Source organism: Clostridium estertheticum (genome assembly GCF_026650985.1).
Classification (GTDB): Bacteria; Bacillota; Clostridia; order Clostridiales; family Clostridiaceae; genus Clostridium_AD; species Clostridium_AD estertheticum_C.
The window spans coordinates 3,846,601-3,872,021 of sequence record NZ_CP086239.1 but is presented as its reverse complement, the minus strand read 5'-3'; the positions used below and the strand labels follow the sequence as shown (position 1 = coordinate 3,872,021).

Here is a 25,421-nt window from a genome sequence, read left to right as displayed (position 1 = left end):
GAAAGTTTAAAATGTATATGGATATTTGTAGATAGATATATAGATAGATATATAGATATATAGATAAATGTAAACATATAATAAATGTAAACATATATCTACATTTTATAATGAAAGGATAAAGAGTTATTATGAGAATAAATAAACTTCTTAGTAATTATGGTATTTGCTCAAGAACCGGAGCAAATAAACTTATTGAGGAAAATAGAATAATTGTAAATGGAAAGTTATGTACTCCTGGTCAGTGGGTAGAGGAAGAGGATAATATTCTTCTTGATAATAAGAATGTTTTGATGAGAGATAAAATTTATATTGCACTTAATAAACCAGTTGGAATTACATGCACTGCAGAAAAAACAGTAGCTAGCAATATAATTGATTTCATGAACTACCCAGAGTACATATTTCCAGTTGGTAGATTAGATAAGTCATCCCAGGGTCTAATACTTATGACTAATGATGGTGAACTTGCAAATAATATTTTAGAATCTAAAAATGAACATGAGAAGGAATATATAGTAACTGTGAATAAGCCATATGATGACATTTTCATTGAAGGAATGTCAAAAGGAGTTCAAATTTGTGGTGTTAACACAAGACCATGCAAAGTTAGTAAAATATCAGAGAACACCTTTGGTATTATTCTAACGCAAGGATTAAATAAACAAATTCGCAGAATGAGTAAAACTTTTGGATATATAGTTGTAAGACTAGAACGTATTCGAATTGTTGATATAAAAGTTGATGGGATAGAGACAGGCAAGTGGCGTTACCTCACAGAGAAAGAGGTAATAGAATTAAGGAATAGTTAAAAAGACACCTTAGCTTCAATACTAAGGCATCCTTATTTTCTATGAAAGTTATATAATTATTTAGTTTCAAAAGTTAAGCAGTCAGTCTCAGAGTACAGATTAACATTTTCACCATTAACTTCTATAGATTTAGCACTACACAGTTCATTGGAGTTATATATGCAAGTGCCTACATTACAAGAAACTACATCGCACCCATTACTATTAGAATGTACGATATTTGTAAGATCGCTATAGACTATACTATCTAAAAAAGTAGCACAACAAGTGTCAGAGTCTTTTCTAGCATTTTTTCCACCAACGTTTATGATATTAGCGTAACATATGTTTTCGTCATTATGGGAACAATTTAAAACACCACAGTTAATTTTTGACATGAGATCTCCTCCTTAATATATCTACTAAGAAGTTTAACCTAAAAGGTAAGAAAATATTTATAATAAAAAAATTAATTTTATTTTAAAATAATATTTAATTTTTTATTGTAAATTCAGTAATTTAGTCAGCGAGTGTGTTATAATTAAAATAATGTAGTAAAATAAACATGTGTGTTATCGAGAAAAATGAGTTGCTATTAAAAAAATTAGGGAAATATTAAAATTATATATGATTTTAAATCCCGTATAAGGCATATTAAAAAAATAGGCTAGCATGCTGACTGGTTATTTTTTGATGATGCCTAAATTGAAGAAAGAGGTGTCCTATCATAAAAAACGAAAATGAAATTAAAAAAGAAACCATTAAAGTTGAAAATAAAAAAGAAACTCCAAAAGTAGAAGTTAAATTAAACAAATACCAGACTCTAGAGGATATAACATTTTTAAAAATACTTAAAAAAGATGGCACAACCATTGATTGTAAAATAGATACTGAAGATTTACAAAGAGTATTAGAAAAAGGTCGTTGGTTCGCAGAGTGGAATAAAGATTTTAATAATTTCTTAGCACAAAATCTAGGTAGTTATTATATCGAAGAAAAGAAATATAGAAGAAAACAAAGTTTGCAATCATTTATATTAGAAGTTCATCCAAAAGCACCTGTAAGACATATTAATGGGGATACTCTAGATAATAGAAAAGCCAACTTAGAAGTATATGATCAAAACACAATGAATAGTTATGAAGGAATAGATGAAGAGTCTGTTGCTGTAATATTAAGAGACAGATACGGTAAAGAGAAAGCAAGAACAATAATTGATAAAGAAGATTTAAATAGAGTAATTAACAATGGTTATACATGGGTTCTATTTAAAAAAGACACAGAGCCTTATGCTGTAGCAAATACTCCAGAAGGAAAAATATATTTGAATAGATTTATAATGAGTACAACAGAAGATATGATTACTCATCCTATAAACCTTAATACATTAGATAATAGAAAAACTAATTTAGAAAATAAAAATCCGAATATAGAAAATGTTGAAAATGCAGTAAGTGAAGAAACAGAAAACTAATAATTATAAAAAATCAGTATAGAAGATAATTCTATACTGATTTTATTTTTTTTGTTTTATTTCTGGATCGATTTTAATCTGAAATTGATTTGTTTTACCCATAATATAAGCTAGTTTAATAATAGACTTTTCATCGATACTCATTTCTCTTTTGAACATTTTCTCAAATTGATCCGTTAAACTAGGAAGGTCGATTTTGTAATTTTGGACACTTAATCTACTTAATCCTTTAACTTTAGGAATGTATATGTTAGGTTTTATTTCCTTGTTATAAATTTTCTTAAAAACTTCAGTAGTATAGAAAGCGTCATTAAAAGCATCATGGAATTGACTTTCTATAGGGACACTAAGTAGTTTAGCTGCATTACCTAGCCCAATGTTAATTCCTTTTTTGCAATCAAGCGCAGTCGATGCATAGGATTGTATGTCGATGTATTCTGTTGGCGATGGCAAGGAGTCTAATTCGTAAAACGCTATATTACGATATAATTCCTTTATATCGGCAATTCCCCATACACATAATACACTTCTATCACTTTTAATAAAATTCGAAAAATCTTCATACATTTTTTCGAAAGATATGCCTTTATTAAGTTCCTCCATTGTTATACCAGTAAGTTCCCTTACAAAGGGATTGAGCGTAGTATAAATTTCTGGTTTTACTATTACATCAAGAGTTCCAATAGTCTCGAAATGGTCATTTAGTTTTATGGCTCCTATTTGAATTATTTCAAAGGGGCATTTAGGATTATTTAAACTTTTAGTTCCTTTTGCAAAGTTGTAGCCTTGGTTAAATTCTAAATCAAAAACAATATAATTCATTCAATTACCTCTAAACTTATTTAATAGTATATAGTATAGTCTTTAATAGTGGATGTTATGATATTAATTATTATATCATCTATGGTAATAAAAAACACCTTGATGCTTTGCCCTTAGGTAATAAAAAATTGAACAATGTGTATAAAGTAGTTTATAATAAATAGAGTGGCTACATTTGATATTAGGAAAAATAACTAAATTATTTGAAATACGAGAGGAAGTTTTATATATGGGAAAGACATTGGTCTTAGCGGAAAAACCATCAGTTGGTAAAGAACTTGCAAAATTCTTAAACTGTACTCAAGGTGGAAATGGATATTTAATGGGATCAAAATATATTGTAACATGGGCACTAGGACATCTTGTTACCCTAGCAGATCCAGAGGCATATGATGAAAAATATAAAAGTTGGAGAATAGAAGATCTTCCAATGCTACCAAAGGAACTAAAACTGGTAGTTATTAAAGAAACATCAAAGCAGTATAAGGTTGTACACGAACTACTTAAAAGAGCAGATGTAGATGAACTTGTTATTGCCACAGATTCTGGGCGTGAAGGTGAGCTTGTAGCACGTTGGATTATTCAAAAGGCAGGATTTAGAAAGCCTATAAAGAGGCTCTGGATTTCTTCTCAAACAGAAAAAGCGATAAGGGATGGATTTAATAACCTTAAACCAGGAAAAGATTATGAAAACTTATTTTGGGCAGCGCAATCAAGAGCTCAAGCAGATTGGCTTATAGTAAGTAGTGATAAATTAAGTAAACATATGAATAATTGTATTATGGTAATGTAAAACCCCTAGTTGTAAAGAGCTAGGGGTTTTATTAATATTTGTGAATTTTAAGAAAATGATATATCATAAATGAAAAGATAAATATAGAGTGGAAGTGAAATTAGTTTGATAATAGACTTTAGTTCGAAACAGAAAAAGAATATTAGATATATTCATAAATCAGTTTTAGTGGGCAGAAAAGGACAAGAGCGATATAGAGTAATGATCATGTTGGAAAATAAAAATACTGGAATTAAAGTTCCGCATCCTTTGACAGAATTCCTTAGTAATTATAATCATTTAGAGCATAGCTCAGTTATTCAGAAGGCAAATTATGTGATCCCATTTCTTAATTATATTTTCTTTAATGATAATCAAAGCTATAAATTAAAATCTTTAAGCGACATTACTTTTGAACATGGTGTGGATTTTTTAAATGATTTTTCTAAAGGCAATATTGGAAGAAATATACCAAATAGGGATACAGTTAAAATTGCTGAAAAAGTTTTGACACAGTTCTATGAATTTCTACTAGAGAAAAAGCTACTTAACAATTCCCAGATTATGTTGTTGTGTACTGCAGAGTTTTATCATCAAAACAAAGGCTGGATTAAATACAAAAAATCACCTTTTAAGGGAGTTTGTTATCCTAGAAACAAAAGAAGTAATAAGCTTTCAAGTATCCCAATGGAATTGGTTATTGCATTTATAGATATCGCTATTATCGAAACGCCTGATATTGTATTGGGAATATATTTTCAACTATTTGGAGGGCTACGTGTATCAGAGGCAATAAACTTATCGAAAAACTGTATTGAGTTAATAGGTCCAAATGGAATTTATGGTATGAATCTTGATCTTAAAAAAAGATATTTTAGAAAAAATATAGTTAATAATAATGGTAAAGGGGGCGTTAAAAAGCCAAGGCTTCAATATATAATGCCTATTGGAAGTATTTTACCGAAGTTGTATGCTAGGCATCTAGAGATATATCATAAGAATAAAAATCATGAAGCATTGTTCATCAATAGAAATAATGAAGCTATGAGTGTATGTAGTTATTATGATAAATTTAACAGATTAAAGAAGGCATTTATAAATAGTTTAGTTAAAAGTGAAAACCCACAGTTGAAATCGTACGCAATTGTATTGTTATCTAAAAAATGGAGCACACATATAGGCCGTGGGACGTTTTCAAAGTTAGTTGCAGACTATACTAAAAATCCAACAGAGCTTGCAGTAATGAGGGGAGATACTGCTTATGAGTCGGCTCTTCCCTACATACAAGGAAGTTTTGGTGTCCAAAAAGCTATTGAAAAAGTTATGTCTAATTTCTATAGCGATTTACTTAACACAAAGTAGAGGTGGGGAGAAAGAATGATTATATATGAAAATTGTGAATATTACTCTATTAAAGAAGTCCAAGATATTTTAAATGTTAAAAATAAGAAGTCGGTAATGTATCGTGTAAATAAAAAAGAAGAATTTAGGTGTCAGCGCCTAAAGATTCAAGGTGAAGACTACATAAACAGGAGATTTATAGATAATATAATAAAAAACCGGAGTCTTTCAGTGAATATAAAGGAAACAGCTAAATTAATAAATAGGTCAATAGATTCCACCCGTGATATATTACATAAAGGAGAATTATCTTATTTTATTGACATATGGGATAATAAACTTAGAGTCTTTGAGAAGGATATTTGTGAATTTGTATCTTATAAAGAATGTTATTCTATGGAGGAATTAGCTTCTATATTTAATATAAGTGTTGGTAATATAACAAAAAAAATAAGAGCTAATTATTCAAATGTTAATAAGTTTAAAAAGATCTATTATGGTAAAAAGTTCTATGTCGAAAAAGAGTTTTTAAATCATTTAAAATATATTGAACAAACAACAACATTAATAGAAGATGCTTCAAAAAAAATAGGTATAAGACAAAAGGATATAGAAAATATATGTATAAGTTTCAAAGATGATGTTCTAAATAGAGATTTTAACACAGGAAAATTAAGAGTTAATACGGATGTATTAGAAACTATTTCTGAAGTTTATAATTCAACAAAGAAAAATGTTAAACGTTTTAGCGTTGAATTAAAAACATTTTTAAAGAGGGTTTTAATGTCAGAAGAGAAGTTACAACAATTTTGTTTGAAGGAGTTTAAAGTTAATATAAATAAACAACTTATTAATGATAATAACATAAAGTGCATAAGTACGAATTTAGAAAAAACATTATTAAATAACATAACTAAATACTATGAAGAAAATAATGATTTGAATTTATATAGTCATAATGATGAAGCGTTTACGTTAAAGGAGTTAAATAATATCTTTCCAACTGCAATTACCACTATGGCAAAAAAAATTAAAAGGGGCCGTTGTAGTTTTGAAAGCTTTTTGTTGGCAACTAATAAAAAGATATTAGTAAGGGGTAGATATTTAGACTATCTAAGAAAATGCAGGTTTACTTCATCATACATTTCTTTGAATTCAAAAATAACTAAAGTAATATTTAAGCTAAATAAACAGAATGTTCTTATATTTGATTTGTTTTCGAGCGATGTAATTATTAAAGTTGAGGATTTAAGATGTTTAGAAAATAATATAAAATATTATTTAAGTAATCAAGTTAGAAAACCTATAAAGAAAAAAGTAAATAATATAAAACAGAAGTTAGGAGAAGGATATATAGAACTTAATGATTTGGCTAGAAAGTTAAAAATAACAAGAGAAATTCTTAATAACGAATTAAAAAATTTAAAAATTAATAATTTAGACTGTACGGTGATATGGTGCGAGGGTAAAAAAATTGTTGAGGTGAATGTGTTAGATGAACTTAAGAGGAAGTTAGATAGGGATAAAAAAGAGTATTTTGAAACTTATTATATAAAGGTCCTTGATGTACAAAAAGAGTTTAGAATGCTTACATCCGAATTACAGATATTATTAGAAAAAAAATTTAAAATTGATTTTAAACATCACGTTACTAAAAATAACACTGGATCAATGCTGATTACAAAGAAATTTTACACGAATATTAAAGAATTATTAAAAAAAGAGTATAGTGAAAAATATATTAGAATAGAAGAACTATTAGAAGGATTTGGAGAAATAGAGAGGATAACTTTATATCGTTTAATAAAGTATCACAATAAAATAATCACTGATAACATTGAGTTATTTATAGGAAATAATTATGTCAAGAAAATATTTGTAAAAGATATTCTAATAGAAGTAAATAATTATTCTAAAGATTATTTAAAAAATGTGGAGGATAAGTATATAGATAAAGTTAATTTAACGTATGTCCTAGAAAAATACACTTTAAATAGGGGAGAATTAGAAAAATATTTTGTTGAGATTTTAAATTGTGATTTAGAAGATCATTTAATAAAACTAAGAGGAGGATTATTTATAAAAAAAATTTTTCTAGTTAAGGTGGAAGAGAATATAGATAACTACACTAAAAGTAATATAGTAGAAATAAAAAACTTGGGAAAGTGGAGTGGTTTTTCAGCAAAATATAGTATAAGATATAGTGTATTTGTAGAAATATGCAACAATAATTTAAAGATTGAAGTGGATAGAGAAATATATTACATTTATAAATGTATGTATTTTGATAAGTTATTGTTACAAAAAGTAAAAAAAATAATTTTAAAAAGTCACAGTCTAAATAATGATGACACTGATAAATATACTGATATAAGAGACTTAATTGGGAATTTCGAGGTAAGTAAGGGTCTTTTAAAAAAAGTTGTATTAGAATATGGTGATAAATGTATTGTAAATAAAGGCATATATTATATGAAAAATGATTTTATAAAAGAGATTCAATATATATTAAATGAAACTTCACTTATAATAGATATAGCTAAAAAATATAATATTATTAGACGAATATTAATTAAATCATGTGAATATGAAAGTATAAAGCTCATAAAAAGTCCATTTGGGGTCAATAAATATAGAATAAATAAAGATGATATTAAAAGGGCCATTAATTCTAAAGTGGTGGTTAACTGGAAAGATTTAATAAATATTCAAAATATTAAATTATTTGCTAAAGATGAATTAGAGTATTACAAAATGATGATAGAAAAACTTCATATTAATAAGAATTTAATAAAAACATTTAAATTGTTCAATAATTTTGCTATACAAAGGATTACTAATAGCAATGGTAAAAATAGTAGAAGGTATATAATAGCAAGAAAGTGTTGTACAACTATGAAATTTTTAAATGATTCCCTAAATAAAGAATTACTTAATTGTTCCGATGAAGATGTTTTATATCTAATTTCAATATCGTCGCAAGGAGCAGACTCTAAAATATTAAGGGGGTTTGTTGAATACTGCAGAAATAACACGGTATGTAAATTTAATTCAATTTTCACATATAGTGAGTTAAAAAAAAATGAAGGTAATGATGTATATGATATTTACTCGAAAGAGGAATGGAAAAAAATAGCACAGTATTTAACAAATATAGATATACATATTTTGAAAGCATTTGATGATCAAAGATATTCATGCCTATGGTTATTAGGCTTATTGCATTTAGTTACTACTTGGAGAATTAATGACATGGTTACAAAAATTCCTAGTATTGATGTAGAACTAATAGGTATATATGACTTTGAATGGTTTAAAGAAGGTAATGAATTTAAACTTTCAATGGCTCAAAGTGTACTAAGAATCCTTGAACTTAAACTATCAGGTGTAAATGCTGATAAGAATAATCAACAATTAAGATTTTATTACAACATTGAGATGGCAGTGCCATTAGCAATTGCTTATGTGATAGCTGAAGTACATAGAAGGAAAAATAATAATGACAAGGTGTTTTCCAGATTATTAAGTAGTAAGTTTGAGGAGGAAATAGCTCCATGGGTATGTGTCAGTGGATTTAAGAAGTTATTTTTTCAAACAGGAATACCTAAATTTTCAAATCTAAAAGCTAACAGAACACTTTTGACCTACATGTATGAAGTAGCAAATGAAATAGAAGGTAATCATAGTATTTCTTATATATTATGTGGGGCTATGAGATCACATAAAGTTAATTCTGATATTCAATTACCAATAGCAACTCAAATATACTTAAAGCCAATAATTAATTCTGAAGATGCCAATGCAATTTCTTATAACTTGCTTAAAAGAGGATTTTTTGGATGGATACCATACAAATTACTAGAAATCGCGTATAGTGATGAAAATAAAATTAAAGATTTGGAAATGAATGAGGTAACAGAGATGGTATGTACTCTAAGGGAAGAGTATGGATTATTAGGCTTAGAAGCTTTAGCTAAATATTTTAATTTGGAATTATATCAAAAAAATAATGTTAAGGTACTTAATGAATTGATGAAATTAAAGAAATCACAATTAAAAGAGATAATAAGGAAATTGCTAACAAATGAGAGCTCAAGTAAACATGAACATGGGGCTTGTTTAAAGGGGAATATATGCGAGTATCCTGATAAAGATTCTTGTACATTCTGTGAGTACTTTGTAAAGAATGTGTATTTTCTATATTATATTAATGAAGAAATAAATAGTACTTTGGATAAAATATCAAAATTAAGTGAGGCACAGAGGTTAGAATCAATAAAACAGAATAAAGTATTGTTTAATCTGTTGGGGATTGTTACTGAAGCTAAGATATTCTATTATAATTATGATCCTAAATTTGTGGATGCTTTTATAGATGTTAATGGTATTAAGGAAAAAATTAAAAATATAAGAAGTAAGCTTATAAGCTTATAATAGGGGATAAAATGAGTGGATTAGGAAGTAAAATATTTAAGATTGCTAAAAATGGAAAATACAGAATTGGTTATGAAAGGATGGTTAAATTCAATAAGGATGATATTAATTTATATATAAAGAAATTTGATCAATTAAAGAAGGACAAAATTATTATTGAGGGGGAATTTCATGATAATAAATGGGTATTTCTAGGTAAGCAAAGGATAGCTTATTTCTATTTCACTAATGAAGTTAATTATGATCTAAATTTGGCATTTAAAATGTATATATTATTAAAAACTCATGATGAGTATATAGATCCAAGAAGTATATTATTTCATGCTTTTGCAATAAAATTTATTATTAAAAAAACTAAACTACTTTCATTAAATTGCTATGATAATTTTAAAGATGATTTAGAGGGAATTAAACATACTTACATGAGGGAGTACGTTGTGGTATTTGGACGTAAATTTTTATGCTTTTATGATAGTGAAAAGTATAAAGAATTAATAGATATATTATTAACATACAGGACATTGCATATAAGATCAAATTCAAGACAATTGCCAGAGTTTAAAAGTATAATACTTTTTGATAGTATTATAGAGGACCTTATTGACAGTTGCTCAAGGTTTGAAAAAGAGAAGTATTTCCCAATTTTACTTTGGTGGAGTATTACAAAATCAATACCTATGAGACCGATAGAATTTAGTGAACTCGAAACTAATTGTATTAGAATTAATGACGATAAGTATTTACTAAGCATACCAAAATGTAAAAAGGGTAGTCGCGTAAATAGAGCGATGGAACCTGAATACAGGGAGGTTCAGATTACAGAAGAATTATATAAAATGATAAATGAGTTTATAGATATAAACGATCCCTTAAGAGCTGAAAAATATTTGTTAAACTATGACATTTATAATAATGCTACTCAAAGTTTAAAAACTCATAGTAGCCAAGTTCTATATGAATTTAGAGAAAATGTGGGAGGAACAGGTAGGTTTTATAGTTTGTTAAGTTCTTTTTATATAGATATTATTGAGGGAAAGTATAAGTACAAGACAGTTTCAGTTCAAGAAAGTATGAAGAGTGATGAAGGGGAAATCTATGTTGAAAGAATTAGACCAGGTGACACAAGACATTTTGCAATATGTAATCTGTATTTACAGGGATTTAATCCGTTGACTATTGCAAGATTAGCGGGGCATGAGACCTTAAATACGCAGTTGGGGTATGCTAGACATTTAAATACTTTTGCAGATTCACAAGTAGAGGTATTAACAAATAGGATACTTATGCTAAAAACATTAGGAAATGTAATTGATCATGAGAACATTAAGAGTCTCTATAAAAAAAGCTTATTTTTTAATAAATCAGAGTATCCAACTGCGAGACAAGTTGAGGATGGATTTTGTGTAGACGAGAATTTCCCGAATAACTGCATTATTGGTAATTGTTCAACGCCCTGTGAATATTTCAGAATAGACACTAAAGACAAAAAGTATACAAGTGAATTTTTATTAGAAAAATCGAATACATTTGATGGTGATATTAAAAATCAAATTCAAATAATAAAGAATATGGTAAGGAACTCAGTCTTAAATAAAAGCAAACTAGCCAAGAATAGAAATATAAGTATTCAAGAACAACAAGAGATAGGAGTTGCATCGAAAAAATTACAGCAAGCAATAGTTCAAAAAGCTATGATAGATTCTTATATTTTTGAAAGAAAGAGGGTGGAGCAGGATGATCAATAAAGGTGGAAGACCTAAATCTTATTACGATAAAGAACTTATAATAATATTAGAGGGATATGTTGAAAAGCATAAAGATCAAAAGATAGTATTATCAAAGTTAGCCAAAGAAACTGGTATAGCTAGGCATATATGGGATTACTCAAAAAAGGCAAAGAAACTAATTGAACAGTTAAATAATCCATTAATATTAACAAATAAAATAAGTAGCGATTTGGAGCTTATACCTTCAGTTGAAAGTTTACTTGAGCAGAATGCAAATAGTCCAGCAAAGTTGAGAATTGCAATAGAAACTTGTTTGAAAGTTATTAATAGTTTAAAAGGAAAGGTAAATGAATGTTCCAAGTTAGAAAAAGATAATATGGTATTAGAGACTCAGCTACTTGAGTCAAAAAATCAAAATATTAAATTAAAGGAACGAATTAAAAACCAAGAGATAGTCATGTTGGAATTATGTTTTGATAGTGAATCATTAAAAAAAAGAAATGAGAAAGGACTGAAGAACAATATAATAAGAATAGATGAAAAATCTAATATTGATAAAGTTATCGCTGTAACAGAAGACGATATAATAAAAGAGTTTCCTTGGTTAGCTGATTAGTATTATGAGTTACCACAAACTTGTAATGCTAATTGGAAGCTTGTATAATATATATAAACTATAAAATATAAACTATATTAAGTGTTAATAATAATTGAAAAAAGTAGGAGGGATAACCTATCCTATTTTATTGTTAGTATAGTATGTGGAAGGAATTAAATATGGGAAAAGTATTAGTTTTAGCAGAAAAACCTTCCGTTGGACGTGAGTTAGCAAAAGTCTTAAATTGCAATCAGGGCGGAAATGGGTATTTGATGGGATCAAAATATATTGTAACTTGGGCATTAGGGCATTTAGTAACACTAGCAGGACCAGAGGATTATGATGAAAAATATAAAAGCTGGAAAATGGAAGATCTTCCGATGCTACCAAAGGAGCTAAAATTGGTGGTTATTAAGGAAACGGCAAAGCAATATAAGATTGTACGTGAACTACTTAAAAAAGCAGATGTAGATGAGCTAGTAATAGCTACAGATGCAGGACGCGAAGGGGAATTAGTGGCACGTTGGATAATTCAAAAAGCAGGCTTTAAAAAACCTATTAAAAGGTTATGGATCTCCTCGCAAACTGAAAAGGCAATAAAAGATGGGTTTGCAAATCTTAAACCAGGAAGAGATTATGAAAATTTATTTTGGGCAGCGCAGTCAAGAGCGGAGGCCGATTGGCTTATAGGCCTAAATGTCACTAGGGCATTAACTTGCAAATATAACGCTCAATTATCGGCTGGACGGGTACAAACGCCGACATTAGCCCTTATTGTTGACAGAGAAAATGAAATAAAAAAATTCGTTGGAAAGGATTATTGGACAGTAAATGGTAAGGTAAATAAATTTACGGTTCATTGGTCAAGTAAAAATGGAGAATCACGCACCTTTGACAAGCAAAAGGCAGAAGATGTCGTAGCTAAAGTAAATAATCAAATGGGCACGGTTGTGGAACTAAGTAAAGCATCTAAAAAAGAGCTTCCTCCACTTGCCTATGATTTAACGGAGCTTCAAAGGGATGCCAATAGAAAATTTGGATTTTCTGCAAAGCAAACTCTTAATATAATGCAGAAGTTATATGAAACTCATAAGATCTTATCTTATCCAAGAACGGATTCTAGGCATATTACCACAGATATAGTAGCAACGCTACTTGATAGGTTAAAGAGCATAGCAATAGGACCATATGAGAAAGCAGCTAGAAGCATAATAAAGGGGAGAGTACATACTACAAGCAGATTTGTAGACAATAGTAAGGTATCAGATCACCATGCTATAATCCCTACAGAGCAGCATGTAGATTTATCAAGCCTTAACAAAGAAGAGAAAAGTATTTATGACTTAGTTATAAAAAGATTCTTAGAAGTTCTAAGTCCTGCTTTTGAATATGAGCAAACCACTGTAGTTATTGATGTTAAGGGTGAAAGGTTCTCTGCAAAAGGAAAAATAGTTAAATCAAAGGGATGGAAAGAAATAAGCAGTTCTGAGGGTAGCGATGAAAAGGATCAATCTCTACCACCAATTATTAAAGGTGAAGCTGTAAAACTAACTATAGTTAAATCAGTGAATGAGAAAACTAAGCCACCAGCAAGGTATAATGAAGCAACGTTACTTACAGCTATGGAGCATCCAGGGAAAGATATACAGGATGAGAGTTTAAGAGAAGCTTTGGATAATACTTCAGGACTTGGAACCTCTGCAACTCGTGCGGATATAATTGAAAAATTATTCAGCATCTTTTATATGGAGAGAAGAGGCAAGGATATATTCCCAACCTCAAAAGGAATACAGCTAATAGGTTTAGTTCCAGAAGAATTAAAATCTCCAGAACTTACCGCTAAGTGGGAAAAACAGCTTCAACTTATAAGTAAAGGAAAAGCTAATTCCATGAATTTTGTAAAGGACATGAGGGAATATGCAGTGAAGCTTGTGAAGAACGTTACAGCTTCTAGTGAAATATATAATCATGACAATGTTACAAGAGTTAAATGTCCGGAGTGTAGTAAATATCTTCTTGAAGTTAACGGCAAAAGAGGGAAAATGTTAGTATGTCCAGATAGGGAATGTGGATATCGTAAGGGGGTTTCACAAATATCTAATGCACGATGTCCTACTTGTCATAAAAAAATGGAGATTAGAGGGGATGGAGACAATAAGATATTTGTTTGTGGCTGCGGTTACAGAGAAAAGCTTTCTGCCTTTAACAAACGCCGCGACTCAGAGAAAAGTGCTTTGAATAAAAAAGATGTTAGCAGATTTCTGAATCAGCAAAATAAGAAAGAAGAACCTATAAATTCTGCTATGGCTGATGCCTTTGCTAAGTTTAATTTAAAATAGAAAAAAAGTAATATAGTATATAAGTAAACCCACTTATATGCTATATTACTTTTTTATTATGATAATGAGCAATACTTTTAAGAGGTGCTAGGTCCTAGCACCAAAAAAAAATTTTATCATAATCATATAGGTGAATAATATATACCGAGCACATTAATAAGCCAAGTCCAAAAGTGATACTTTTAAAAGGTGCTAGGTCCTAGCATCAATAAAATTTTTATCATAACCATATAGGTGATAATACATACCGAGCACATTAATAAGCCAAGTCCAAAAGTAATACTTTTAAGAGGTGCTAGGTCCTAGCATCAATGAAATTTTTATCATAATTTTATAGGTGATAATACATACCTAGCACATTAATAAGCCAAGTCCAAAAGTAATACTTTTAAGAGGTTCTAGGTCCTAGCACCAATAAAATTTTTATCATAATCATATAGGTGATAATACATACCTAACACAATAAGCATTATTAACTTTATTGGTGCTATTATTGGATATATATTAAAAAATAGCCATATAGACAAGTGTTAGATATTAATCTTTATTCAAATTTATGACACCAGTTGCCTAACCAAGTGGGCGTGTAAAGTATTATGGTACTTCAGTAGCAGTTTTTTATCTCTGGATATAAATTAATTAGGGACTTAAATTTCTTGCATATATATTTGTCCTATCCCATTCAATTAGTATCACTTTTACAGTAGCTATAAATATATACGTAAAAACGTGAGTAGATTCGTGTAAACAAATCTACTCACGTTCCCCCCCATCAACAGCTAACTAACACACCATGAAACAGCAGTTGAGTAGGAGATTTAAAAGCCAGCTACATTCTCCTAATAATTAAGCCTAGTTTTTATATGATAGGATCATATATATTCATATAATCTTATCTCTTTTTATTTGTAGTATAGTTTTTGTAAATATTTTGATTAGCATATCTTCCTTTAGAGTCAGCGGACATTAGTTCATCATATACATACATTGGTACATCAGAGTATTCATATGCACCTCCAGCTTTAAATTCTATTTCTAGTATACATGAATTCTCGTCATATGTTATAGCATCTATATTTGATGACTCAACTTGAAATCTTTCCATTATTATTCACCCCCCCTCATTTGTTCTTTTTTTCTCTAATAGCTGTTATTATTTCTTTATATTGAGTATCATTAGAGATAAACTCAGTTTGCCAGAATGTCTTTAAATCAGGGTCATTACTATTAGGCCTAGGTTCTACCAGTTCAAATCTTATTCTCGTGGGGATGTTAATAGCTTCCCCCAAAATTATCGCTTCACCTGTTCTTAATGAAGGCAGTAAATCTATTAAACTATTCATATTATTCGGTGCGAGTGATTTTACACTTCCTTGATCAGAAGAATTAGTAACTCTTAATGCTATGAAAGTCCCTGTTTGTGACAATATGGTTTCCGAAATTTCAGATGGTCTTTGAGTGATTACCATTGCTCCTATTCCAAATTTTCTGCCTTCTTTATAAATCTTTTCTACAGACTTTCTGGCATAACCATAGTTATTTTTTCCTGATTCATTTTTAGGCAAATATATATGTGCTTCCTCATATACCATTAATAACGGTCTTTGTCGCCCAGTATATTCTGATTTTCGTCCCCAGAACATACTATCATAAATTAATCTCGTGACAAGTCCAACACTAATATCTAATAATTCGAATGGAACCCCGCTTAAATCCAATATAGTTAATCTTTCTTCATTTGATATCCAATCTCTTAATAGTTTGTCTATATCATTATCACTAGTTTCATCAAAATAATCCTTTGGATTAAACATAAAGTCATATCTATTATCTAAGAGCCTTGAGTATATTTTCTTCTCATATATATACATTGTTTGGTCTTTAGCTTTATAAGGTTCAGTGTTACCCATAGTATAAGGATCAAATTTTGCTGGTATTAAGTTATTGTAATCTCCTTCATCTATAATTCTTTCAGTGCTTTCATTTTGGTCTACTTGGTTCGGAACACTATGAGTTCCATAAACTTCTTTATTGAAGTGATACCACATCTTTCTTATATTAAATGGGATAGGAGAATCTGCAGTAATATATTCATCTAAAACATTTCCTGCTTTCAATCGATTGATATTTTCCTTTTTATATTTTATTATTGATTCCCTTAATCTTTTATCTTCTGGTCTTTCGGAACCTGCTTCTCTACCTACTAATAAATAACTTAGTTCATCGAAATCCATTATCCAGAATGGTATGTATAAAGGGTTATTATAATCATTTATTTTAAAAACTTTTGATTTTCCTTCAAATGCTGAAGAATATTCACCGTGAACATCTATTAAAATAATTCGACTACCCTTATTTTGATTTAATATACTTTTCAATATACTTGCGGTGGCATTTGATTTCCCGCTTCCAGTTGATCCTACTATACAAGAATGTCTTAAAACCATTTTGGCAAGATCAATATATATTGGTAAATTATCTGATGATGAATGATATCCTACTTTTATAGCTCCGTCTTCTTCGCAACCGTATATGTCTTTAAGATAATCTTCTGTAACAATATGCACATCATCATTTATTGTAGGGAAGATTCCTACCCCTTGTTGAAATTTTTTATTGCCTACTTTCTCACCAAGTAAATTCGCACTTATATGTCGGCAATTTTTAATAGTGTCCCCTTGGTTTATTGTTTTATCGCTATCAATTGAAGCGCAATTACTAACGGATGATACTATACCATATAGGTTTATATTTCCGATAGGTATTCTAATTAATGATCCTATTTGACCTATTCTATATTGCTTTCCATTAATGATAGGCGCTGCTGATGGTATATTATCTGATATCTCTATGTCAATTGAGGTAGTATCTACACTAATAATTCTGCCTAAGTAAGTAAGACCTTTATTCAACGCTTACACCAACTTCCTCTAGTAGCTCTCTTTTCCTTCCAGAGTTATTAACTAGGAATTCAACCAAAACTTTAAAGTCACCAATTTTTAGTTTATTACCAGCTAAATATTGATCGTAACCATTTTCTTTTAATTTGTCATTTTCTATTCCCCAATCTTCTATTTTACCACCTAGGCACACTTTGCTAGGGCAATATACAGTAATATTAGGGTATAAAACGATTTTATCTTGAATATTATCTAATAATTGATCCTCAAAAAACATAACTATTACATGCATTCTTGGATTTTTTCTCAATGACTCATAAAAAACATCATTTATATGTTCATCTGCGAAGGAGTATCCGCTTACAATAAATACACCTTCACCATCACTTAAATAACTTTTTAATCTATCAAAATATGATATAAATGGTTGTTTTCGTGATGATTGATATTTGTCTTTAGATGGATATATTACTAATTCATTTTTATTATCTTTTTTAGAGTTTGCGCCCAGTCTTACTACTCTATATTTATTATCAATTTCTTCCCAAAACCAACCAAGAGAACCATGTATTTTCCATAATCTGATCCATTCACATGGCATAGTAATATTCTTGTGTATATCTTCTACACTTTCCTGAAAAAAGAATGGTCTATGTGCACCAACAAAACCATCAAAATAAGGAATAGATAGACTTTCCATACTTCTTTCAAATAGTAAATCATAATTTGCTGTGAAAATCTCTTTGGTGTTTTCACAATTTATATTGTTGTACCAAACAAAAAATTTCTTTGGTATATTAAATATATCTTTATCTAATACAATTTCCTCTTCTTTTGACGATAAAATATCATAAATAAAATTACATATTTCTTCATCTAATTCTTTTGCCATTTTACCATTGATGCCCAAGTAGCTGTAGTCTTCCATATCTCTAGTAAGTTCTCTAATTACTCTTATTTTATTTAAGATGTCTTCTATAGTTGATTTACCACATTTCTCTTTATCAACCTGTATCAATAAATCTTTAATATTATTTCTTGAATTTATTCCTATTAAGATGTCTTCCGTCAACTTAAAAATTCCAGGCATATTTAATGCCATTGATGAACCAGCACCAAAAAAGAAACCTATTTTCTTTACTGTTGAAAGTTTATTTACTAATTCATCTAACTCCCTATTTAAACTAAATGACATATTTGAACTCCTTTCTATAATAAATAATACATATTAATTTAATTAACATTACAACTTGTCCTTATTAATTGTTATTTTATAGTTAAACCATTTGCCATTTACCATTTTATATTTCCTCTTTAGCATGCTCCAATTAATTTAAGCACCTTAATATTACCATGATATACTATATGTATTAATTAATCTATAAAAATCAAAAATTTACTTAATAATACAACCGAATTTTATAAGATAATAGCCACCTGTGTAGAACATCAAGGATGTTGTACTAGACTGTCTGCCCTAAAATATGTATTAAAAAAAGGAATATATTCAACTATGGTGATAGCATTAGTTGAATAAATAAGAAATGAATGGAAACTCTATAACCGATAATAAACGACGTCTATTAATGTCATGTAGCAGAACTTGCCCAAGTCCATATGAGATATTATTTAAGAATAAGCAATAAAGTAAAAAGATGCTAATTTTTTGTAAAAGCTTTAGTATTTCACTTATTATACGAAAATTTAAAATAGAAAATAATCAAAATATAATTAATAGTAGGGGGAGAAAATAAGATTGAAATTTAGTAAAAGCAGGAAATATAAAGAAGAATTCAATATAAAAATCGATTTAAGCAATAAGACACTAAGTGAGTATTGCAGGAATATTAAATCAAATCAAGTAGGGCAGCACAAGATAAAAATTAATCAATGGAACTGCGATATAGTTAGAAATCAAGATTTTAATATTGGGAATAAAGCAAAGTTAATAAAAATATTATCCTCAGATGCAAATGATTTTAAAAAGACAGTATGTTTTATAAATTGTAAATTCAGTGGGTTAGACGTTTTATTAATAGATGTAGATGTTATATTTTATTTTGAATGCGAATTTAATCGATTTAAAATGAACTTTACTGAAGATAAAATCATTTATAATGAAACTAGAATTTATATCTTGAATTCTCTTTGTAAAGGCCTATTCTTATTCAATTATCATAAGCTTTTTTTCTTTTATTGTGATGAACTGGCTAATACTAAATATGCAGAAACACAGATACTAAACTTAGTTAGTTGCTCACAATCAATGATTATAGTCTTAAATCATTTATCCAATTCAACTGGGTTGACTTTAGAAAAATCTGAAAATATTGAGTGCATTTTTGTAGCAGATGATAAACTTATTATCTTGAGAGATGAAGAGTCTTCACACTTCAGAGAGTTTTATTTTGATTTAGAATTTAAGAAAGGAGCAATTAGAACATTTGTAGTTGCTACTAAACAATATTATCAATATTTAAGAGGAAAGAATGACGAAAAAAAGTTTTTGTATTATGAATTATATAATTACCTAGATTTAATTTCAACATATGGAGCTAACAAATTATCAAAAAAAATCTTCTGGTATACAACGGGATATTTTATTAATCCTCAACGGATAATATTAAATTGTATACTAATTATTTTATGTTCGTCAATTCTGTACCTATATTTTGGTTTTGAAATAGTTGGTATTAGAACAGTCAGTTATAATTTTAGAATTGGATTCAATTGGTCATTAGATGATTATCTGCAATCGGTATATTTATCAGTAATAACTTTTACAACAGTTGGATATGGAAATATTGTACCAAAGGGTTTCGGAGAGGTTGTGGCTAGTATAGAAATGTTGTTGGGGGCTACATACATTGGTATCTTTACAGGGACGATTTTTAAGAGATATGTAGATTAAAGCATTAAAGCATTAAAGATTTAAACAATCAAGTATTAGCATAATTTTAGAATAATTAAAAGGAAGAAAGAAATAAAGAGTATAAAAAAAGATATTGATCTATTTAAATCTCTTTTTGAAGAGTTATCGTATGAGGATATAAAAGCATTTTATCTTAATGAATTAGGAGAATGCGAAGAAATTAGTTATAAGGAGGAATTAAGGTATGAGCTTTTATAAAATATGGCATTAAAAGCGTATGGGTGAAAATAATTTGTATGCGCAAACTCCTTATATTCGTCTATTGTTCTAGAAAAATGTAAAAGAGAATTTAAACAGTAATTTATTTTGTTTTAAACTAAAGAGATTCTTTATATAAAATTGGTAGATAATAAATATGTGATAAAGTAGTAATTCGATAGAATTAGTGTTATAGATGGTAATACCTGTAAAGGAATGGGTGTAGATACTTATTTTATGAATGGTCTAACAAATATTTTAGTAAAAATGACAAATTTTGTAGTATAATAGAGCTAAGTGTCTTTTTAGAAAGTTGGATATGGAATGTTGTTATATATTGTAAAAAGATAAAAAATTATGAAAAAAATAGGACAGGCTTAAAAGCAAAATATTGAGTTAAGTAAATTTGAATATGAATATGGTTGCAGTAATTTATATTCATTATATTAATATATATGAAATTAGATGGTGATAAATCAAAGTAAATGTTGTAAACTAGAGAAACTTCAATAAACATAGGAGGTAGATAACATGTGTAAGAGCGAGGAATATGCTGGAATACTTCGTATAGGAGAAAGGGCTAGAGATGCATCTGATAAAATCAGAGGATTTTTATATCAGGATTTATTAGCAATTGATTTAATAATGACCTCTAATCAAGAAGATAAAATATATGTAGAATGGGTAGAAGATATATTAATTGAGAATTCTGATGATATATCGATATATCAAGTAAAGCACTACCCAGAGTCAAATTTAGAATTTCAAGAAATTTATAAAAATATGTTTTATCAATTTTTAAAATTTAAATTAATGGAGAGTCATAAAAAAGAAGTAACAACATATTGTCTGTATCAGGCTAAAAATTATACAGATGTAAATATAGAAGTCAATAGTAGTTATATAAAAAAAGAAAACGATTTTAATATGATTAATAAATCAAATATTAAAGAAAGATTAAATATGTGTAGTAACATGCCAAGTCGAATAGAATTAATCTTTGATGAAGTTGCCTGTACCAATTTTCTCAATGAATTTAATTTTCAAAAAAAAGAAAAGAAAAACATTGAAGATACTAGGAAAATGTTAAAAACTATGTTATATAACAATGTAGTAGTTGATCCAACTTTGTTTCAAATGATAGAAAAGAAAAATGTAGAAGACATTTTATTAGCAATTGCTATACAGTATATACAAACATCTTACTATAAGAAGTTAGAAGATTACAAAAAAAGGTATATGACAAAAATACTATTAATTAACTATATAAATGGGATAGTTGGTATAGATGAGCGAAAATGTAACGAAAGAATTAAATTTATAGTTTTAGGCTATATTGATGAGTTTTGTTCTGAAATAATTTCCGAGATTGAACATGATAAAAATGTAGAGACATATAAAGAAATATATTTCTCTACTAAAGATTTCTTTATGGAAAACCTTAAAACTAAAAAACAAAGGTTTAAGTTTTTAAATTCAATTAGTACTGATAGATATGAAGAATTAAATTGGGAGAGTTATGAACGAAATGTAAAGTCAGAGACAGATAGATTTTTAGAGCATAAAACAAATATAAATGAATTTATTAAGACCATTTGGAAAATATTATTTGATATTGGATGCAAAGATTTTAGTGAATATATTAAGGAAAATGATGACTGTTTCTTTTTTGAATTTTTACATGAAAAAGCGAATCCTGTAATTATTCTTTCTTCAGGGAATGGTGATTCAAGCCGTGAGGCATCAAAAGCTCTACCTAGAATTTCAAAAATGTGTTTAAAACCACAAAAATGGTACCTTCAAGGAAAACTAAAAGGCATATATCCATACTCATTTGATATAAACAAAATAAAGGACACTAAAATAAATGGCGATTTTAGTCTTTTACATATGGAACAAGATTGTTTTAAGATAGAATGTATGGACTGTATTGCATGCGGTCAAGGAGAAATGGATATAAAAGATGTAAATTTGTGTGGATGTATTTTTGATTTTAATTGCATTAAGGGGGATTAGGGATGAGTCTTTATAAATATTTTAAAGAAGATTATGAAAAAATTATTGAAATGGATAACGACGTATATAAAAGTATCGATGCTTTTTCAGATGTTTTAGTAGAAGGTGAAAAACGGAAGTATTCAGAACCGCTAGTAGAAGTATTTATTCATAAAACGAAAAGTGAAATGTTTTTGGTTTTAGATTGTTTTGACCTTGATGTAGGTTTAATAGAAAAAATTTGTGATGAATGGCAAGATAGAGTATTAAATTTTGTGAATTTTGGTAAAGAATACAGGGATAGAATGGAATTTTTAAAATATAATATTTCTCTAATAATACTATGTAAAAATGAAATTGGAAATAAAGATGACAATTTTAGATTCGAGGCTGAAAAATCTATAAAAATATGCAGAAAGTTATTTTTGATATGCAATAATAAAGGTGAAATTAACAACGATGATAAAGCTATGATACCTTTCTATTTTGCAGCTGTTGAACCTTTTGACAACGATAAAATAGAAAAAATGGAGAGAGAACTTGAAAATTTATTACCTAAAGATATTGAAATTGATTCTATATGCAAGAAAGAAAAATTGGAGTCTGAAGATATTAATAAATTGTATAGGTGGTTGAGTGAAATTGATAATAATAACTAAAGTAACTATAGATAATTTTAAAATATATAGACATCAAGAATTTATATTTGGTTATAAGAAGGTAGTTTTTCTTACAGGTGCGAATGGATTTGGGAAAACAACCCTAATTGATGCGATCGAGTGGTGCTTAACTGGAAATATTTCACGAGTTAAGAAATGCTATGGGGAAAGAAATACAAAGCAGACTGAGATAGATAGAGCAGAAAATAAGAAAGGGATTATTAAAAATAGTGACAGTGGTAAAGAAGATATAGTAAAGATAATAATGACTTTAGAAATAGACAATAAAGAGGTAAAAGTTTTTAGAGAGCAGAAGGAAGATAGTTTGTATGTAGAAACGGAATTAAAGTATGAAGGAGATGTTTCACTTGAGATAGATTCATTGATTAAACTATTTATAGCAAATGATAAATTTTATAAATACCATGTATGTGATATTTATAAATCTCACAATTTTTTAAATAGTAGTAGGCAGGAGATTAAAAATGAATTTTCGGATTTTATTAAACCACAACCGCTTGCGGATAACTTTAATAAGAAGTTAATGGAACTACAAGTTATAATATCAAATAATGTTAATTCTCTAAAAACAAGTAAAACATCACAAGTAAAAATTGATACTGAAAAAAAAGAACTTGAATCTATTATAACTGAGTTGGAATCTGTTGACTATCCTCAAATTAAATTTTATGAAGAGGAAGATTTAAGTATTGGAAATGATGGTATTGAAAAGGTAAGAGAACAATTAGGTAATATTAGAATATGTGGATATAATATAGTTGAATCAAAAATCCCAGAGATTATTTCATATTATGAAGCAAAAGAAAAAGACAAGAATCTTGACGAATTGATAGAAATTGTTAATATTAAAGAAAGCGATTTACATATTGCAATTGAAAATTCATACTATGATGTTAAAATACTTGAAGATACTAAGATTAAGATAAAAGATAATTATGATGAAATAACAAATGTGAAAAATTCGAAAAAAATTTCTGATATAGATATTACTGCAGAAATCTATTCTGAAATAGAGGCTAATTTAATAATAATGAAGGATTCAATATTAGATATTGAACTAAAATTACATAAGAAGCAATCCGATATAATGGACAAAGAAAAAGGAAATGAAATTATTACTGCTTTATCAAATTTAGTTGTAAATAAAGAAGGAATTATTAAATATCGAAATGAAGAAAATAAGAAATGTCCTCTTTGTGGTTCTGATGAAAAATTCATTAAAATATCAAAAACTACTGATCTTGCAGTAGAAGCAGAAATTTATCTTAATAAAAATAAGTCGAATTTGGCAAATATGAAAAAAGATGAAAAAGAAAGTATAGAAAATATTAATATAAAATTTGAGGAATTTAAGCAATATATAAATGAACACATTAATGAGATATTAAAAGTAAATGAAGGGGAGAAGACAAATTTCAATGAATATTATAAAAAGACAAAGGACTTTTTTGATAAACTTAAAAAAGCAAATATATCTATTGATGAAAACTATAAAAAAAATATAAAGGAAAGTAAGGCTGAAACAATAAAACAACTTAAAAATGAAAAATTTGTTAAATCTGATTTAGAGATGATTAAAAATATTATTACAGTTATTGATTATAAGGCCGATTTAGATAATATAAGAATAAGTTCATTGAAAAAAATGCAGATAGACATGAAGCAACTTTGCAATGTACAGCTTTTAGTATCAAATTTTACTTTTAAACAATTTAATCAAAAGCTATTATTTATTACTAATATATTGAATAATAGTAAGATACATAAAAAAGAGTTGCTGATTAAAAAGTATATTGATGATAATACATTTATTGACAATGAAATTACTGAATTAAATATGTATAATGAGAAGACTAAAAAAATCAGTGGTGAAATTGATAAAAAAAGGTCAGTTATTGAAAAATTGGAACTGGAAGCTGTGGGACCTTATTTGTATAAGATTTTTACAAAGGTGATTAAACATACTGCCATAAGAAATATTAACTTTAAAAGAGATTCTTCAAGGGTCGCAGGTGGAGCAACATTTACAGATCAAAGTGGCAATAATATCCTTAATACATTTAGTCAAGGTCAGCTTGGGGTGTTTATGTTATCATATTTTTTTGCTAATATGTTTAAGCGTAACGAAGAAACTCCATTTAAAACGTACTTCATTGATGATGTAACTAGCTGTATGGATGATATGAATATTCTATCCTTTGTTGATATAATAAAATATCAGCTTTATCAAAATGACGGAGTAATAAATCAGTTTTTCTTTTCAACTTGTAATGGTGATTTGGAAAAACTATTTTTACACAAAATGAAAAGCTTTAATATTGAATACATCAACTATAAATTTAACTCCTACGCAAGAGGGGAGGTATTTGATATGGATAATAAGGTTGAGTATTTTGGAATTAACTAGAGCATTTTATG

General features: G+C 28.1%; 16 protein-coding genes and 1 pseudogene. 12 read left to right on the top strand and 5 right to left on the bottom strand.

The features are described 5' to 3' along the window. Positions 1 to 131 precede the first annotated feature (131 nt). Positions 132 to 812, top strand: a complete 681-nt coding sequence (locus LL038_RS18530; RefSeq protein WP_216124569.1) for a pseudouridine synthase — start codon at positions 132 to 134, stop codon at positions 810 to 812. 56 nt (positions 813 to 868) lie between these two features. Here LL038_RS18530 and LL038_RS18525 read toward each other — a convergent pair whose 3' ends face one another. After that, positions 869 to 1,189 carry a DUF1540 domain-containing protein gene (locus LL038_RS18525; RefSeq protein WP_216124567.1) on the bottom strand — a complete coding sequence of 107 codons (321 nt, stop codon included), beginning with the start codon at positions 1,187 to 1,189 and terminating at the stop codon, positions 869 to 871. A gap of 623 nt (positions 1,190 to 1,812) precedes the next feature. On the opposite strand from LL038_RS18525, the gene LL038_RS18520 reads away from it, so the two are divergent. Beyond that, positions 1,813 to 2,265 carry a hypothetical protein gene (locus LL038_RS18520; RefSeq protein WP_253200279.1) on the top strand — a complete coding sequence of 151 codons (453 nt, stop codon included), beginning with the start codon at positions 1,813 to 1,815 and terminating at the stop codon, positions 2,263 to 2,265. 42 nt (positions 2,266 to 2,307) lie between these two features. Here LL038_RS18520 and LL038_RS18515 read toward each other — a convergent pair whose 3' ends face one another. Further along, positions 2,308 to 3,087: a 3'-5' exonuclease gene (locus tag LL038_RS18515; protein WP_216124564.1), complete on the bottom strand. Its 780-nt coding sequence runs from the start codon at positions 3,085 to 3,087 to the stop codon at positions 2,308 to 2,310. A 229-nt stretch (positions 3,088 to 3,316) separates the two neighbouring features. On the opposite strand from LL038_RS18515, the pseudogene LL038_RS18510 reads away from it, so the two are divergent. From LL038_RS18510 to LL038_RS18485, 6 genes and pseudogenes are all read left to right on the top strand, one after another. Beyond that, a pseudogene (locus LL038_RS18510) lies at positions 3,317 to 3,826 on the top strand (toprim domain-containing protein); the annotation flags it as partial. Between the two features lie 159 nt (positions 3,827 to 3,985). Continuing rightward, a complete protein-coding gene (locus LL038_RS18505; RefSeq protein WP_216124558.1) occupies positions 3,986 to 5,221 on the top strand; it encodes a hypothetical protein in 1,236 nt (411 codons plus the stop codon). A 15-nt stretch (positions 5,222 to 5,236) separates the two neighbouring features. Next, positions 5,237 to 9,634: a hypothetical protein gene (locus LL038_RS18500; protein ID WP_216124557.1), complete on the top strand. Its 4,398-nt coding sequence runs from the start codon at positions 5,237 to 5,239 to the stop codon at positions 9,632 to 9,634. Positions 9,635 to 9,645: 11 nt separating this feature from the next. Next, positions 9,646 to 11,379, top strand: a complete 1,734-nt coding sequence (locus LL038_RS18495) for a hypothetical protein (RefSeq protein ID WP_216124555.1) — start codon at positions 9,646 to 9,648, stop codon at positions 11,377 to 11,379. Then, positions 11,369 to 11,977, top strand: coding sequence for a hypothetical protein (locus tag LL038_RS18490; RefSeq protein WP_216124553.1), 609 nt, complete (start codon positions 11,369 to 11,371; stop codon positions 11,975 to 11,977). Before LL038_RS18495 ends, LL038_RS18490 begins: the two co-directional genes overlap by 11 nt. Before the next feature lie 161 nt (positions 11,978 to 12,138). Next, complete coding sequence (locus LL038_RS18485; RefSeq protein WP_216124551.1) at positions 12,139 to 14,298, top strand: DNA topoisomerase III; 2,160 nt, start codon at positions 12,139 to 12,141, stop codon at positions 14,296 to 14,298. 892 nt (positions 14,299 to 15,190) lie between these two features. Here LL038_RS18485 and LL038_RS18480 read toward each other — a convergent pair. The 3 genes from LL038_RS18480 to LL038_RS18470 are packed head-to-tail and all read right to left on the bottom strand — an operon-like array spanning position 15,191 to position 18,393. Then, entirely contained in the window at positions 15,191 to 15,403 is a 213-nt protein-coding gene (locus LL038_RS18480; RefSeq protein WP_216124550.1) for a KTSC domain-containing protein, read from the bottom strand. Positions 15,404 to 15,419: 16 nt separating this feature from the next. Next, the gene (locus LL038_RS18475) at positions 15,420 to 17,210 is read right to left on the bottom strand and encodes an ATP-binding protein (protein WP_216124548.1); all 1,791 of its coding nucleotides are present in this window, start codon (positions 17,208 to 17,210) and stop codon (positions 15,420 to 15,422) included. Then, positions 17,203 to 18,393 (bottom strand): SIR2 family protein, encoded by a 1,191-nt coding sequence (locus LL038_RS18470; protein ID WP_216124546.1) that lies wholly within the window; start codon positions 18,391 to 18,393, stop codon positions 17,203 to 17,205. The genes LL038_RS18475 and LL038_RS18470 overlap by 8 nt, the downstream gene beginning before the upstream one ends. A 561-nt stretch (positions 18,394 to 18,954) precedes the next feature. Here LL038_RS18470 and LL038_RS18465 point away from each other — a divergent pair. From LL038_RS18465 to LL038_RS18450, 4 genes are all read left to right on the top strand, one after another. Further along, positions 18,955 to 20,109, top strand: a complete 1,155-nt coding sequence (locus LL038_RS18465) for a potassium channel family protein (protein ID WP_216124544.1) — start codon at positions 18,955 to 18,957, stop codon at positions 20,107 to 20,109. 750 nt (positions 20,110 to 20,859) lie between these two features. Then, positions 20,860 to 22,344, top strand: coding sequence for a hypothetical protein (locus LL038_RS18460; RefSeq protein ID WP_216124542.1), 1,485 nt, complete (start codon positions 20,860 to 20,862; stop codon positions 22,342 to 22,344). A 2-nt stretch (positions 22,345 to 22,346) separates the two neighbouring features. Then, the gene (locus tag LL038_RS18455) at positions 22,347 to 22,982 is read left to right on the top strand and encodes a hypothetical protein (RefSeq protein WP_216124541.1); all 636 of its coding nucleotides are present in this window, start codon (positions 22,347 to 22,349) and stop codon (positions 22,980 to 22,982) included. Next, complete coding sequence (locus LL038_RS18450) at positions 22,960 to 25,410, top strand: AAA family ATPase (protein WP_216124540.1); 2,451 nt, start codon at positions 22,960 to 22,962, stop codon at positions 25,408 to 25,410. Before LL038_RS18455 ends, LL038_RS18450 begins: the two co-directional genes overlap by 23 nt. Positions 25,411 to 25,421: the final 11 nt, after the last annotated feature.